Annotated in this window: 16 protein-coding genes; 8 read left to right on the top strand and 8 right to left on the bottom strand. The window is 43.6% G+C overall.

Annotated elements, in window-relative coordinates:
• Positions 1 to 91: 91 nt before the first annotated feature.
• The 4 genes from PHP90_RS02110 (at position 92) to PHP90_RS02095 (ending at position 4,100) form a co-directional block, all read left to right on the top strand.
• Positions 92 to 1,528, top strand: a complete 1,437-nt coding sequence (locus PHP90_RS02110; RefSeq protein WP_299924518.1) for a hypothetical protein — start codon at positions 92 to 94, stop codon at positions 1,526 to 1,528.
• Positions 1,529 to 1,543: 15 nt separating this feature from the next.
• Positions 1,544 to 1,948, top strand: a complete 405-nt coding sequence (gene msrB, locus PHP90_RS02105; protein WP_299924515.1) for a peptide-methionine (R)-S-oxide reductase MsrB — start codon at positions 1,544 to 1,546, stop codon at positions 1,946 to 1,948.
• Positions 1,948 to 2,481, top strand: coding sequence for a peptidylprolyl isomerase (locus PHP90_RS02100; RefSeq protein ID WP_299924512.1), 534 nt, complete (start codon positions 1,948 to 1,950; stop codon positions 2,479 to 2,481). Before msrB ends, PHP90_RS02100 begins: the two co-directional genes overlap by 1 nt.
• 137 nt (positions 2,482 to 2,618) lie before the next feature.
• On the top strand, positions 2,619 to 4,100 hold the full coding sequence (locus PHP90_RS02095) for an inorganic phosphate transporter (protein ID WP_299924509.1): 1,482 nt from the start codon (positions 2,619 to 2,621) through the stop codon (positions 4,098 to 4,100).
• Positions 4,101 to 4,265: 165 nt separating this feature from the next.
• On the opposite strand, the gene motB is transcribed toward PHP90_RS02095, so the two are convergent.
• The 8 genes from motB to PHP90_RS02055 form a co-directional block, all read right to left on the bottom strand.
• Positions 4,266 to 5,114, bottom strand: coding sequence for a flagellar motor protein MotB (gene motB / locus PHP90_RS02090; RefSeq protein WP_299924506.1), 849 nt, complete (start codon positions 5,112 to 5,114; stop codon positions 4,266 to 4,268).
• Positions 5,115 to 5,125: 11 nt separating this feature from the next.
• Positions 5,126 to 5,896 carry a flagellar motor stator protein MotA gene (gene motA, locus PHP90_RS02085; protein ID WP_299924503.1) on the bottom strand — a complete coding sequence of 257 codons (771 nt, stop codon included), beginning with the start codon at positions 5,894 to 5,896 and terminating at the stop codon, positions 5,126 to 5,128.
• Positions 5,897 to 5,996: 100 nt separating this feature from the next.
• Positions 5,997 to 7,160 (bottom strand): cation:proton antiporter, encoded by a 1,164-nt coding sequence (locus PHP90_RS02080; protein WP_299924500.1) that lies wholly within the window; start codon positions 7,158 to 7,160, stop codon positions 5,997 to 5,999.
• Between the two features lie 2 nt (positions 7,161 to 7,162).
• Positions 7,163 to 8,302, bottom strand: coding sequence for a dihydropteroate synthase (gene folP / locus PHP90_RS02075; protein WP_299924497.1), 1,140 nt, complete (start codon positions 8,300 to 8,302; stop codon positions 7,163 to 7,165).
• Positions 8,292 to 8,915: a DNA polymerase III subunit delta' gene (locus PHP90_RS02070; RefSeq protein ID WP_299924494.1), complete on the bottom strand. Its 624-nt coding sequence runs from the start codon at positions 8,913 to 8,915 to the stop codon at positions 8,292 to 8,294. Before PHP90_RS02070 ends, folP begins: the two co-directional genes overlap by 11 nt.
• Positions 8,902 to 9,450 (bottom strand): HobA family DNA replication regulator, encoded by a 549-nt coding sequence (locus PHP90_RS02065; protein WP_299924491.1) that lies wholly within the window; start codon positions 9,448 to 9,450, stop codon positions 8,902 to 8,904. The genes PHP90_RS02070 and PHP90_RS02065 overlap by 14 nt, the downstream gene beginning before the upstream one ends.
• Positions 9,450 to 10,661, bottom strand: coding sequence for an aspartate kinase (locus PHP90_RS02060; protein WP_299924488.1), 1,212 nt, complete (start codon positions 10,659 to 10,661; stop codon positions 9,450 to 9,452). The genes PHP90_RS02065 and PHP90_RS02060 overlap by 1 nt, the downstream gene beginning before the upstream one ends.
• Positions 10,661 to 11,131 carry an RNA pyrophosphohydrolase gene (locus PHP90_RS02055; RefSeq protein ID WP_299924485.1) on the bottom strand — a complete coding sequence of 157 codons (471 nt, stop codon included), beginning with the start codon at positions 11,129 to 11,131 and terminating at the stop codon, positions 10,661 to 10,663. The genes PHP90_RS02060 and PHP90_RS02055 overlap by 1 nt, the downstream gene beginning before the upstream one ends.
• Before the next feature lie 69 nt (positions 11,132 to 11,200).
• Between PHP90_RS02055 and hemW the strand changes: the two genes are divergently transcribed.
• The 4 genes from hemW to queA all read left to right on the top strand — a co-directional run bounded on the left by hemW (position 11,201) and on the right by queA (position 14,528).
• Positions 11,201 to 12,262, top strand: coding sequence for a radical SAM family heme chaperone HemW (hemW, locus tag PHP90_RS02050; RefSeq protein WP_299924481.1), 1,062 nt, complete (start codon positions 11,201 to 11,203; stop codon positions 12,260 to 12,262).
• A gap of 64 nt (positions 12,263 to 12,326) precedes the next feature.
• A complete protein-coding gene (tatB, locus tag PHP90_RS02045) occupies positions 12,327 to 12,731 on the top strand; it encodes a Sec-independent protein translocase protein TatB (protein WP_299924478.1) in 405 nt (134 codons plus the stop codon).
• On the top strand, positions 12,731 to 13,513 hold the full coding sequence (gene tatC, locus PHP90_RS02040) for a twin-arginine translocase subunit TatC (RefSeq protein ID WP_299924475.1): 783 nt from the start codon (positions 12,731 to 12,733) through the stop codon (positions 13,511 to 13,513). Before tatB ends, tatC begins: the two co-directional genes overlap by 1 nt.
• Entirely contained in the window at positions 13,506 to 14,528 is a 1,023-nt protein-coding gene (gene queA / locus PHP90_RS02035) for a tRNA preQ1(34) S-adenosylmethionine ribosyltransferase-isomerase QueA (RefSeq protein ID WP_299924472.1), read from the top strand. Before tatC ends, queA begins: the two co-directional genes overlap by 8 nt.
• The last annotated feature ends 50 nt before the right edge of the window (positions 14,529 to 14,578 follow it).

Genomic DNA, 14,578 nt, shown 5'->3' with positions numbered 1-14,578 from the left:
CTGTTAACACTGTATCATTTAAATTCAGTTATAATTTTTACTACAAAAGCGTTTATACCATCAAACGTAAATCCAGGAAAAGAGTCTTTGAGTGTTTAAATCTTTATTAAATCGCTTTATCTCTAACAAACCTCAAACCATCGTTGCTGCAGATGAAAATAGTACCGAAGGTATCAAACTACTTCAATCGATTGCAGTAGAAGAGGATGGAGCTTTTTTTGAAAATTTTAAACTTTACCACCATAATACGATTACTCCAATCGATCTGCTGATGTTTCTACCGAATAAAGGGATCTATTTCGGAGAAAAAATTTTATGGAACCTTAACGAGTTAAAAGGGGCTCAGGTCGAACGTTCATCCAAACGGAGTAAGAAATCCGCTGCAACCCGTTTGGAAAATACCGAACGGAGGATTCATCAAAAACTTGATGACGTATTGTCCTTTGATTCTACCCCTATCGAGCGTTTTTTTTGGATGCCGAATCTTTCTGAAATCGAATTTGACTCTCTGGATTCATCTTTCCATGAACTTCTTCCGAAAGGGCGGCTGCTTTTTAAAAATGAGCTAAAAGAATCTATTGAAGAAAAATTGAAAGCCCTCGCCCCTTCTCAGACTGAACCTCTCTCGCTTAATAAAGTCATTGGATCTCTCACTTCCCATACTTTGCTCCTGCCAACGGAGTCCAACCCCTTCGGCTCTTTAATTTCAGAAGAGCAAATCACATTTTTAAATACACCGTTAAACACTTCAATCAACCTTTTATGCGGCGATTACGGAAGTGGTAAAAGTACCGTTTTACTGCGAAAAGCTTTATTGATATTGCTTGATGACCCGACACAAAAAGTGATGATTATTACTCCGACGAAACTAGGAGGAGAACTCTTACGAGACGAATTGATGGGATTGATCGATTACGGTGCACTTAGTATCGACATCGCCTCCCTCTCTTTTCATACCCCTGAACAGAAGGAATCTACGGAATATCGGAAACACTTTCAAGAATCTACCGTCATACTTTGCGATGATACGGATCATATGCAGCTCGACTTTATTGAAACACTAAAAAAACAAAAATCCAATCGTTTCCTGCTCTTGTGTTCCGTTTCGGCATCTCCATCATCTCACGACGATCACAAACTGATTAATCATTACCGATATGATGCACGACATCATCTCATCCAATGCAGTGAGCAAACATTACTCACAACCCTTCTTAACAGCATACATACACGACTGGAATCAGCTCCGTTGTCTCATATTGTAATCGTCCTTCCTGATTTTGAAACAACTGAAGAATACAAAAAAGCCATTGATGAATATTTACAAATCAATTGCCAAATTTTAACTCCCTCGTTTAGTTTACAATACAGAAATCTGGATGATCTAATCCTCACAACTCCTGAATGTCTTAGCGGAATCTCCGTGCCTCATTTATATCTTATATCCCTACAAGAAAATAACGATTATCCGTTTATACTAAGCCGTGCATCAGAAACGGCAACTATAATCTCGTTACAACATTCTTAGTTACAGGGGCTTGCAATGAACAAAGTGATCAAAACCGACCAAGAGTGGCAATCGCTCCTCTCACCCGAAGCGTATCATGTTGCACGCCAACATGGAACCGAAAGGGCATTCAGCGGCGAATATGCTGAATTTAAAGGAAAAGGGATCTATAAATGTGTCTGCTGCGGCACACCGTTATTTGATTCCTCCGCTAAATTTGATTCAGGCACCGGATGGCCGAGTTTTGATCGTCCGATATCCCCTGAAGTGCTTGAAGAGAAACGAGACATTTCACACGGGATGATCCGTGTCGAAGTGCTTTGTGCTACTTGCGACGCCCATTTGGGTCACGTTTTTCCGGACGGCCCAGCGACAACCGGTCTACGCTATTGTATGAATTCCGTTTGCCTCACCTTTACACCACATCTACAGGAGTCTTAATGCGCTTTCTTCTCGTTTTACTTGTCACCGCAGTCCTCAGCTTTGCCGCCGGTCATCCACGTGTCTTATTAGAGACCACACAGGGAAATATAACCTTGGAACTATATGAAGACGTTGCACCTCTGGCCGTCGAAAACTTTACGACTCTCACCAAAAACGGTTATTATAACGGCCTTACGTTCCACCGAATCATCCACAATTTCATGGTTCAAGGTGGCGATCCTACCGGAACCGGTGCCGGAGGAGAATCGATGTGGAAAAAACCGTTTAAAGATGAGTTTAAATCCGGTGTCATATTTGACAAGGCCGGTGTTTTAGCAATGGCCAATGCAGGACCGCGTACCAACGGAAGCCAATTTTTCATTACCACGGCGCCTACACCATGGCTCAACGGTTATCACACTATATTCGGTCGAGTCGTAGCAGGAATGGATACGCTCAATAAATTGAACAACGTTCAAACCAATGGCCAATACGGCGGTGACAAACCGCTCCAAACTCAAAAAATCATCAAAGCTACTCTTCTCCCATAACCCCTCTTCTTATGCCCGTCAAAGTCTCTTCAAAGAGATAAATGGGCATAATTTTGTAATCATTTCGTAACCATTTTGTAGCGGTTTCGTAATATTATTCCGGCCCTCGTTTATCATCTTAATTTTAGGAAGTATTCATGTTCTCGCGTGACAACCTCTTTTTCGCTGGTATTTTTGTTCTCATGACTACCGTTTTTATGGTGTGGGGATTTAATTATCTCGCAGACAACCATACCCTCTTCATCATTGCTACCCTTTTTGGGGTATTTATGGCATTCAACATCGGCGGTAATGATGTTGCCAACTCATTCGGAACAAGCGTCGGTGCTAAAACATTAACGGTTAAGCAAGCGCTTATGATCGCATCCATCTTCGAACTTGGCGGAGCGATGCTCGCGGGTGCGGCAGTAACGGATACAATCCGAAAAGGGATCGTCGATATCTCAGCAATGGATTTTGATCCGATGCTTTTTGTTTTTGTCATGATGGGTTCACTCCTCTCTGCAGGAACATGGCTCCTTTACGCATCAAGAAAAGGGTATCCTGTCTCCACAACCCACGCTATTGTCGGAGGAATCTTAGGGGGGTCTATCGCTCTGGGATATGTAACCATGCAAGCAGGCGAATCGGTTTTCGGTCTGGTTCATTGGGATCAAATCACCAAAATTGCTATCAGTTGGGTCGTATCACCGATTTTAGGGGGGATGGCATCGTATGGAATTTATTGGTACTTGAAAAGAAACATCCTTGACTACAACGATGCAGTCGAAGCCCATATTGACTCCATCAAAGATCAGCTAAGTGCACTGAAAGCATCCTACAACGAAGCAACTGCCTCATCTGAAGAAAAAACAACTTATCAGAACCAAGTTCATGAGCTGAACCGTCTCAAGAAAAAACAAAATGCTTTTTATGCCCTTCGTACGCATGCACCGATCGCAGCGGCATTCGGTACAGCGATGATTGCCGGAATGCTGTTGTTTAAAGGGTTAAAACATGCTCATCTCGATTTGGATGACACCCAAATCTTTGTCCTCCTCGCAGTTCTCTCTACCCTTATGTATGGGGTTGTTTATGCCATTATCAAAGTAATGCACAAAGATACTCCGCACAAAGCAACCATGCGCGTCTTTAGTATGCTGCAAGTTCTCACAGCCTCTTCATTCGCGTTCAGCCATGGAGCTAATGACATTGCCAATGCTATCGGGCCGTTTGCGGCAATTATCGATATTTTAGCCACCGGCAAGATCAATACCGAATCGCCGGTTCCGATTATCGCTATGGCAACGTTTGGTGTTGCTCTCGTAGCCGGCTTATGGTTTATCGGTAAAGAGGTTATTGATACCGTTGGAAGCCGTATCACCGAAATCTTTCCGGTTACCGGTTTTGCAGCCGAACTGGGAGCAACGCTCGTTATTTTACTCGCAACCAAAATGGGGATTCCCGTATCCTCGACCCATATTCTTGTCGGAGCAATCATCGGTATAGGGATGCTCAACCGCAATGCAAACTGGGCACTAATGCGCCCTATCGCAATGGCATGGGTAATCACTCTTCCGGCATCCGCAGCGATGGCAGCGATCTTCTTCTTTATTCTAAAAATTCTATTTGGCTATTAAGCCAAATACCCCTCACATATTTACTTTACCCCTTTCATCTATTTAATTCGTTCATCAGTACGCCATTTCGTATACTGTGTTTGTTTTGCAGAAACGAGAAAATAAAAGGGGATTAAGATACGTTTTGAATAGAAAGGAGGAAGATATCTTCCTCTCTTATGAATATTATTGAGGTTTCTGGATTTTGCCTAATGCATCTAAAACAGTTTGCTGTTTTTTCGGTTCAACCGCTTTTTTATCTGAGACAAACATATAAAATTCGACACGTCGGTTTTTAACCCGATCTTCTTCTCTCGCATTGGACGCAATAGGATTTGATGCACCGAAACCTGCGGATGACAATCGCTCTGCACTAACCCCATCACGTATCAATTCTCTGACAACATTGGCTGCACGGGCACTGGATAATTCGAGGTTATCTTGATATCGCCCGCCTGCGGGAAGTTGTGCATTGTCGGTATAACCTCTGACGGAAATATCTACCGATGCCGGCAACGTATTAATAATTTCGGCAATTCGTCTTAGGAACATATGTTTTTCTTCATCATCAACCGTCGCATCTGAACCGCGGAAAGGTATACTGACCGGTAATTTTAATAAAACACCGTCTATCGTTTCGTCTAATGGTCCGGCACCGCTTCCGGCTTGGTCACCCAAGTCTTGTTGAAGTTTGCTCATCATTTTTTCAATGGATTGTTGCGTCTGAGGATCACCTGTTAAAAGTGCTCCGCCCTCTTCAACCGGCATTTGTCCTGCGGGATTAGCAGAAGCATCCGGTACCGGTTTAACCTCTGCTTCCATCGGTATAACCGGGCTGGTGGTCTCAGGTGCCGGAGCATAATCGTAAATTTTGACAAATTCCTCTTTTACTGCACGGAGTTTTTCTTTGTTAACAGATGCAATCGCATAAAGCGCAATAAAAAGTGCCAGCAAAAGGCTGAAAAAGTCGGCCGTCGGAACTGCCCATTTTTCCCCTGCCGGACATTCGCATTTTTTACATTTTTTCTTGCCCATCTATTGTCTCATCAATTAAACTGACTGTGTTTCTCTTCCACAGGTGAAAGGAAGTTAAGCAATTTGGCTTCAAGTGTACGAGGATTGTCACCATGTACAATTCCGATGATCCCTTCTAGCATCATCTTTTGTTCTTTAACAACATGATGTGCTTTGGCTTTCAATTTATTCCCCATCGGGCCGATCAAAACGTATGCACTGAAAATCCCGGTTACGGTAGCAGTAAACGCCCCCGCAATCCCTTCGGCCATTTCTGCAGGGCTGTCAAGTTTTTGAAGTGCCAAGATGAGCCCCAGAACCGCCCCGACGAGACCCAAAACGGGAGATGTTTCCCCAGCCAAAATCCAATAGTGTGCACACCCGTGATAGTATTCTTCGGTCTCTTCAATCACTTGTTCAAGGGTTTCAGAAATAGTATGTATTTCATTTCCGTCAACGGCCATACTGAGTCCCTGTTTCAAAAAGTCGTTATCGAGTTGTGAAACTTTTTGTTCCAACGACAACAGTCCGTCACGACGTGCCATAATGGAGAGATCCACAATCTCTTTAATCCGCTCATGCAGATTAACCTGAGATTTTTTGAAAATCATTCCGAGACTTTTGAATGCCCCTTTGACATGTTCAACATCCGTACTGACCATAGACGCCAAAAGTGTTGTCGGCATGATAATAATAAGCGAAGTGATATGGACAACATGTACAGGATTCCCACCCTCCATCAAGTCCCCGATAGAAATAGTAGTAATCGCGCCTAAGATTCCTAAAATGACCGTTAAATCCACGTGACTCCTTCTCGCTTAAGGTAACTTCTATCCGTATGGCGCTACCTTGCCTAATTTGTCGATTGTACCTTGTTTTCACTAAAAATTGTCAAAATCAAACCTATTTTCCACCCATATTACGGTTAAAAAATGAATATAAAATCTTAATTGCAATCATTAAAAATATTGCACTCCCCATACTTGCCATAATAAATGCGTAATACTCGTCATGACTTATGGCTTGCGCATGATACCCCAAGGTTGCAATCGCCACCAAAAAGGTGAGCGGCATCGAATTCGAAAGGGAAAACAATAAAGCGTTTTTAAATCCGAAATAACCGGTAAATGCACTGATTCCTGCTATCAAGCGGATGGAGACGATTCCGATCGCGATTACAAGGGCCAATTCCAAAATCAATGGATCCGAAAAAGCATCCAATGAGAGCGTTGAGCCGACATGAATAAAAAAAATGGGGACCAAGAAGCCAAATCCAAACGATGAAAGCTTTTCGGGAAGCTCTATTTTGTGTTTAAAATAAGTCGTGATCAACATCCCTGCTAAAAATGCTCCCAAAATTGCATCGATTTTAAAATGGAGCATGACTCCGATTAAGATAAAAAGAAGTGCCATTGAAAAACGGACATCCTGGTCTTTACTGTCCTCCATGGGCATGATGAGCGTTTTAAGCCCGGGATACCACCAAAAAAGAATCCGTATTCCACGGAAAAAAAGGACAAAACCGATCAAAAAACCAACCAAGACAAGCAGTGTAAAGAAAAAATCGATATTGAATCCGTATGTCAATCCCCCATTGAGTACCGTCATTGCCAGAATACTGATCAGTTCTCCTGCAATACCGATATTGAGGGCTAATGCAAGCCAAGGTTCATTACGACCGTATTCTTTGATCAATGCCATCAACATTCCAAGCGAAAAGATAGGGAAAGAGACCATATACACTTCGCTCAGATGGAAGTAGGCAACCAAAGCAAATGAAAATCCGTATACCATTAGAAAAAAAAGTATAGTGCGTCGAATTAACGATTTTTTCTCAAATTGAAATCCTTTAAGATCGACTTCCATCCCCGCTAAGAACATCAGGTACAAGAATCCGACTTCGGCAATGATTTTAAACAATTCGTTTTCCACCAAAAATCCGAAATAGGCTGCAAAACTTCCCATCATGATCTCAACGACTACAACCGGTATTCTGCTGACACGGGATAAAAACGGGGAGAGCAATACCAAAAGCGATAAAGTGATAATAACAACCGTATTACTCATCATTAGCCTCTTAATGCTTTCCAGACGTGTATCGCCTGTGCATGTTCTTTTACATCGTGTACCCGAACAATAGATGCGCCCTGCTCTATCGCTTTGAGATGAATCGCCAAGCTCCCCGCTAATCGTTCATCACTGCTTGATGGGGAAATCGCATTAATCATTGATTTGCGGCTTGCACCCACCAACAATTTTTTTCCTAAACGCAGATAATGGCTTTGATGGGTAATAAGGGAGAGATTATCCTCTAACCGTTTACCAAAACCGATTCCGCAATCCAAGATAATTTCTTTGATTCCATACGACGACCCCTTTGCTATCCGTTCACGAAAAAAGTGTTCTACATCAGTAATAACAGATGAATAGGCGGGATTTTCCTGCATAGTTGCAGGTTGACCTTGCATATGCATAATAACGGCTGTTGCACCGTAACTGCCGCATAACCGTGCGACCTCATCGTTTGCCAATCCTGTGATGTCATTGATAATCGTAAAACCTCGTTCCAAAGCATACGAAATTACCTCCGGTTCATAACTGTCCAGACTGAATGTTGTTTTCTCATACAACCGCTGTTCGTATAGTGCATCGATAATAGGACGGACACGTCGCAGTTCTTCCTCCGCACTCACAGCCATACTTCCCGGACGGCTCGATACACCGCCGAGATCGATGATATCAGCACCCTCGTTAATCATACTCTCGATTCGTTCAATCGCTTGATTACCCTGAAACCGGCTGGCATGATAAAAACTGTCATCATTCGCGTTGAGTATTCCCATAATAGAAATCTCATTCTCATACTTTGCATGACAGAAACTCTCCAGTTCTACAGAAAGCTGTTTAAGTCCGAACGGTTGCGCTTTCTCTTTTTTGGCGAGTTGTTGCAGCTGGCGTTCGGTTGCAATCAGTAAAACATCCACTCGGGGAGTTAATGCCGTTACCGTCCCCTTGGGTACCGCCAAATCAGCACCGATACTCAAAGCATCTTGTTTGAGAATATTAGCCGCACCCACATGCAGATCGCGGATGCGGATCAAGTGCATTTTCCCTTTATCCGCCAAAATCGAAATACCGCCACTGTCTACCCCTAAGGCTTTAAGCTCGCGATGCAGATCGATCGTATTGGAAAGTTTCTCAACGACCACGTTTGACCTCTTTGAGAAAATTCGTCAAAACCATAACCAAAACACTTTGAAATCGGCTGTTAAGTTCGATGAGTCGAAGTGCCTTGTCAAATCCCTCAAGCTGTGATGAAGTCAGAGGAAGCTTTTCGATATGAATCGCCTGATGCATAAGTTGCTCGATAAGTGCTTTGGCTTCATGTTTTTTTAGACGGTCATGTTCTTTGACAAACGCAAACAATCCTGAAAGATCGAGATTTTTCAAAGTGATCGGCAAAGGCTCATAGATACGTTCATGATGTTCTTGTGTCATCGTAAGACGTGAACGGACGGTAGGTAAAAAAGTGCTTTTGTTGGGGGCTATCAGGATAAAGACAATGTTTCGAGGAGGCTCTTCGAGGATTTTTAGGAGAGCATTCTGAGCAGGTACCGTGAAACTTTTGGCTCCGAGTATCAGCGTTTTAGTATTTTCTTCGCTTTTATACGCCTCGGAAATCACCTCTTTGGCATCTTCGATTTTGAAATCATCACGCATAAAGGTGACACAACGCAAAGGATGCAACGACTCCTCAATCTCTCTGGCCCGCTCTTCCAGTTCTCCTGTTATCAGGATTCCGCCCCGTTCACTCGCGAACATTAATCTCCCCGAACAGCACGGCACTAAGCGTTTTATCAAAAAGGCGGTAAAGCTGCAGCAGTTTGATATCGATGAGAGGATCATGTGAACGCAACACTAAGGCGTTTTGAAACCGCTCATCCATAATCCACAATAAACTATTGGTACACCGTTTTGCAATATCGGCACGGCGATCATCCCCTTTGCCGATATACCAAAAAAGATACTCGCCTTTAAAAGTAATATCGAGCATATCGCTGAGCATATCAATCGATTCTCCGCCGCTCATATGATCATAATGGGGATAAAGCGCATCAATACAGACGATAGGAATCAGCGGTCGATCAGGCAAACGTTTATTGAGGGATGCGGTAATGTAATGGGCGAACCATTTTCGGTCTTGATCGGTGATCAAAACGAGGCTTTTCCCCCCCATCATTTGATCCATGGCATTTGCGATAGCAGGTGTCCATTCGAAACGCTGCTCTTCGAACCAGCTCATCGATGCCCCTTCGGAGCGGATCGATTCTAATGTCCATTGATCAAATTGGCGCACTATTGATCCAATGCGTAAGCACTGTGGAGTGAACGAACTGAGAGCTCCGCGTATTTTTCATCGATTACCATCGATACTTTGATCTCTGAAGTCGAGATCATCATGATATTGATATTTTCACGAGCCATCGTTTGGAACGCTTTTGCCGCCACTCCAGTATGTGATTTCATACCGACACCGACGATAGAGACTTTACAAATATTTTCGTCGTAACCGACTTCTTTGATTTCATCATTGGCAATAAAGGTTTCAACCACTTTCTTAGCATCAATAAGCTCTGTTTTCGGAACGGTGAAATCGAGATTGGTTTTGCCGTCATGTCCCGAAGTTTGGATAATCATATCGATGTTGACACTGTTGTCTGCCAAACGGGTAAAAATATCTGAAGCGATTCCCGGACGGTCAATAACACCGCTGAGTGATACGCGTGCTTGGTTTTTATCGAGTGCGATTCCGCTGACAAGTGGTTGTTCCATAATATTCTCTTCCTTTGTGATAAGTGTCCCTTCCGCATCACTAAAGCTGGATCGGGTAACAAGATTTACATTTAATTTTTTAGCAAGTTCAACTGAACGGTTTTGAAGTACTTTAGCACCGAGAGAGGCGAGTTCGAGCATCTCGTCATAGCTGATTTTATCCATTTTGCGTGCTTTGGGTTCAATGCGCGGGTCGGTAGTATAAATCCCGTCAACATCGGTATAAATCTCACACAAATCGGCTTTAAGCGCTCCGGCAACGGCTACAGCGGAAAGATCCGATCCTCCGCGTCCGAGCGTAGTAACCTGACCGCTTTCGCTTACACCCTGAAATCCGGCAACAACAACAACTTTGCCCTCAGCAAGTGCTGCGTGCATCCCTGATGGATCAATACTCTCAATCCGTGCTTTCGTATGGATACTATCCGTAACAATTCCGGCACGACGACCGCTCATCGAAGTTGCTTTATGTCCCATTGCATTAAGGGCAATCGAAAGCAATGCTGCCGTAACACGCTCGCCTGAACTTAAAAGCATATCGACTTCGCTTCGTTCAGGTGTTGAGGTATAGTGCTCCGCAAAAGCAATCAGTTTGTTCGTTTCACCGCTCATTGCCGATACGACAACAACCACTTGGTGTCCCTCATTTAGTGTTTGCGAAACACGATTGGCGACGTTTTGGATACGTTCCAAATCGCCGACACTGGTGCCGCCGAATTTTTGAACAATTAACATTACAGATACCCCTTGGTTCTAAAATGGGAAATGACACGCTCATAGACCGGTTTTTTGAAATGGGCGATATGGGTAAGCAACTCATCGATAGCAACAAAACGGTACGCTTTAAATTCAGGGTGCTTGGTATCCAAATCGATTTTAGCCCCTTTTTTCAAACGTACTAAATAATAACGCTGTTTTTGCCCTGCATACGGAGCCATTTTTGCCGCAACGTGGGAAGGGAAATCATACGCAATCCATTCGGGATATTCTGCAATAATCTCTACCTTGTTGGTACCGATCTCTTCCTCGAGCTCCCGATACAAAGCCTCTTCACTCGATTCGCCCTCATCAATTCCCCCTTGGGGAAACTGCCAAACGCCCACCAAATCACTCCGTTCGGCGATAAAAACATCTTTGATCTCAGGATACTCATGAGAGACAATAATCGCCGCCACATTCGGTCGGTAGAACTTTTTTTCGGTCATTCACCATCTTTTAGTGTATTTTAGAGAGGTATTGTAAACTATTCGCCATTAAAAATACTATAATCCCATATGCTTTTATACATTCACATCCCTTTTTGCGATAGCAAATGCTCTTACTGTGCGTTTAATTCTTATGTTGATAAATTTTCCCTGCGCGAAGCGTACATGAATGCCCTTGTCTCACAACTCAAAACAGAGTTAACCCGCTTTAATGTCAGTCGAGACAATCTCATCGAAACGGTATTTATCGGCGGCGGTACCCCTTCTACGGTCGAACCATCTTTATACCGTCCGCTTTTTGAGATGATCGAACCCTTTCTTGCCGATACATGTGAGATCACGTCCGAAGCCAATCCCAACAGTGCTACCCGTTCTTGGTTGGAGGGGATGTATGAGTTGGGAGTCAACCGCCTCAGCTTCGGCGTTCAAAGTTTTAATAATGAAAAATTAAAAACGCTCGGACGCGCCCATCATACACAACAGGCACTGGAAGCGATCCGCATCGCATCGGCTATCGGGTACAAACATCTCAGTATCGATTTGATATACGGTGTGCGCGAAGATACAAAAGCCCTCTTAAAAGCGGATATTGATCAAGCTCTTCTCCTCCCGATCGATCATATCAGCCTTTATGCTCTCACTATAGAAGAAAATACAGTGTTTGAAAAAACCCCCGAACTTGCCCAAGAAGAGTTGGAACAGACACAATGGCTGTTCCGCACTCTCGCAGAAAATGGGTTTAACCAATACGAAATTTCCAATTTCGGAAAATACCGTTCACGTCATAACATCGGGTATTGGGAACACAAACCTTACATCGGTCTGGGTTCGGGTGCCGTCGGATTTTTAGACAATCGCCGCTATTATCCCTCAACGTCGGTAGAACACTACATTCAAAACCCTTTAGAGATAAGCGTTGAAACAATCGAACCCGAAGCATTGCTCAGTGAAAAACTCTTTTTAGGTTTTCGCAGCTGTGTCGGAGTAGAAGAGAGTCTATTGAACCAAAAACAAAAAAAACATGCTGATCTGCTTGTCCAAGAAGGGATGCTCAATCTGTGTAACGGGCGTTATTTTAACAACGATTTTTTATTAGCCGATGAAATCGCACTGAGAGTAGAAGGGTTTTAACTTTCTTTGGATAGAATTTGCGTCTTTAAAAAAATCTTGTTTTTTGGATAACACAATGTTTGGAATGGGCTTAGGTGAAATTTTTCTTATCGCGATTATTGCGGTATTGTTTTTAGGACCGGAAAAACTACCCGAAACGATGGTGCAAATCGCCAAATTTTTTCGAAGTGTCAAAAGTACGGTCAATACTGCCCGTGCAACTATTGAAGAAGAGATGAAACTCTCTGAAATAAAAGAAGACGTACTCAATTATAAAAATGAACTGACCAGCGCAAGCTCGGAATTGGAACGGATGACCAATGTCACGGAAATCGGTTCCGAATTGACCGGAATTAAAAGCGAACTGGATTTTAATTCCATTGCTCCATCGGCTCCTTCAGCACCGAAAGAACCCGAAGTGGTCACTTTTGCACCCAAACCAAAAGAGATTAAAGCGGTCGAAACCAAACCAATCGAAGAGAATGTCTAATGTTTGATGATTTACGTCCCCATCTAGTCGAGCTTCGAAAGCGGCTCGGAATCAGTGTCGCTTCTGTTATTATCATGTTTTTTGTTGCCTTTAATTTTTATGAGCCAATTTTGCACTGGATCAGCCAACCCCTCAACGATGCACTCTCTCTTGTAGCAAAAACGTCTCCCAACGCCGCAAAAGGGATGGCAACGACCAATCAAATCGGAGGAACTTTTTTCGTAGCGATGAAAGTCTCTTTTTTCGCAGCACTTTTAGGTTCGTTACCGATTATTCTTTCCCAAATCTGGCTTTTTGTTGCTCCTGGGCTGTATGCCAATGAAAAGAAGATGATGATCCCTATCGTCGTCGGCGGTACAGTAATGTTTTTAATCGGCGGAGCATTCGCCTACTACGTCGTTACTCCGTTTGGTTTTCAATACCTGATCGGATTCGGAAGCGCTTCGTTTGTCCCGATGATCAACATCGAAGATTATGTAGATTTCTTCACAAAAATTATGTTCGGATTCGGATTGGCATTTGAATTACCGATTTTTTGCTATTTCTTAGCCTTATTAGGTCTCATTGATGATCGTATGATGATTGGCTTTTTCCGATATGCTATCGTCCTGATCTTTATTGTTGCTGCCCTCTTAACACCACCAGATATTTTAACCCAGTGCTTAATGGCTGTTCCGCTCATTTTCCTTTATGGAGTTTCGATCCTCATAGTCCGATTTGTCAACCCGGCTCCAAAAGAGGAAGCCTACATCGAAGAAGACGAAGAAGAGACGATTGACTAACCCCCTTCTAACCGAGAGCTATGATTACCATCTTCCTGATGGTCTCATTGCAACCCATCCGATCCATCCCAGAGAACATGCCCGCTTACTCGTCTATAACCGAGCAGATCGTTCCATAACCCATACCCGTTTTGATGCATTGCTCACATTTCTCCCTGAAAACTGCTCCATTCTCTTTAATGATACCAAAGTGATCAAAGCCCGACTTTACGGTCATAAAAGCAGCGGCGGTGCTATCGAGCTTCTTATAAACCGTCCGCTGGATGCGTATGCCATTAATGTTTACATCAAGGGGCGTGTAAAAGAGGGAACGTTGCTGAATTTTGAAGGCAATCTCTCGGCTCGGGTCATTGCGTTGAGTGATGACGGATCACGCACGGTTAACTTTTTTCAAGGAGAATCTCTTATCCGATTCGAAGAGCTTTTACCCATCCTGGATACGATCGGTCATATCCCCCTGCCCCCCTATCTGGGTCGGGAAGACGACAGTGACGATGAGCGCGAATACCAAAGCGTTTTTGCCGCACATGAGGGAGCCGTTGCAGCCCCTACCGCATCACTGCACTTCAGCGATGCGTTGTTTGAGTCCGTTTGTGCCTCTCATCCCCATGCCTTTGTGACTCTGCATGTCGGTTCAGGGACGTTCAAGCCGGTCGAGGCAGACGTAATTACGGATCATCCGATGCATTCGGAGTATTTTGAGATTCGGGACTCTGCACAGATGTTAATACAAAGTTCCTCTCCGTTGCTGTGCATCGGTACGACCTCTACCCGGACAGTCGAATATCATGTCCGAACCCAGCAAACGCAAGGAGAAGCCAACCTCTTTTTACACCCGGGAAATCCGCCTTTGCGAGTGAATCATTTGCTAACGAATTTCCACTTGCCTAAATCGACATTGCTGATGCTCGTGGCCTCTTTTGTAGGGCTTGAAGAGACACACCGAATATACCAAGAAGCCATTGATGAAAAATACCGCTTTTTTTCCTACGGCGATGCGATGCTTATACTTTAAATTACTCTCATTTATGATAAAATAGTGATATTCCTTTGCAAGGCATTATC

The organism is Sulfuricurvum sp. (genome assembly GCF_028712165.1).
In the GTDB taxonomy this organism is placed as follows: domain Bacteria; phylum Campylobacterota; class Campylobacteria; order Campylobacterales; family Sulfurimonadaceae; genus Sulfuricurvum.
Note: the sequence above shows the minus strand (reverse complement) of the source record. Positions and strands in the feature narration are given on the sequence as shown.

Coding starts and splice junctions, on each gene's coding strand:
- motB (WP_299924506.1), bottom strand. CDS start 5,114: ATGGGCAAGAAAAAATGTAAAAAATGCGAATGTCCGGCAGGGGAAAAA.
- msrB (WP_299924515.1), top strand. CDS start 1,544: ATGAACAAAGTGATCAAAACCGACCAAGAGTGGCAATCGCTCCTCTCA.
- PHP90_RS02080 (WP_299924500.1), bottom strand. CDS start 7,160: ATGAGTAATACGGTTGTTATTATCACTTTATCGCTTTTGGTATTGCTC.
- PHP90_RS02060 (WP_299924488.1), bottom strand. CDS start 10,661: ATGTTAATTGTTCAAAAATTCGGCGGCACCAGTGTCGGCGATTTGGAA.
- PHP90_RS02070 (WP_299924494.1), bottom strand. CDS start 8,915: ATGTTCGCGAGTGAACGGGGCGGAATCCTGATAACAGGAGAACTGGAA.
- tatC (WP_299924475.1), top strand. CDS start 12,731: ATGTTTGATGATTTACGTCCCCATCTAGTCGAGCTTCGAAAGCGGCTC.
- hemW (WP_299924481.1), top strand. CDS start 11,201: ATGCTTTTATACATTCACATCCCTTTTTGCGATAGCAAATGCTCTTAC.
- PHP90_RS02100 (WP_299924512.1), top strand. CDS start 1,948: ATGCGCTTTCTTCTCGTTTTACTTGTCACCGCAGTCCTCAGCTTTGCC.
- tatB (WP_299924478.1), top strand. CDS start 12,327: ATGGGCTTAGGTGAAATTTTTCTTATCGCGATTATTGCGGTATTGTTT.
- PHP90_RS02055 (WP_299924485.1), bottom strand. CDS start 11,131: ATGACCGAAAAAAAGTTCTACCGACCGAATGTGGCGGCGATTATTGTC.
- PHP90_RS02095 (WP_299924509.1), top strand. CDS start 2,619: ATGTTCTCGCGTGACAACCTCTTTTTCGCTGGTATTTTTGTTCTCATG.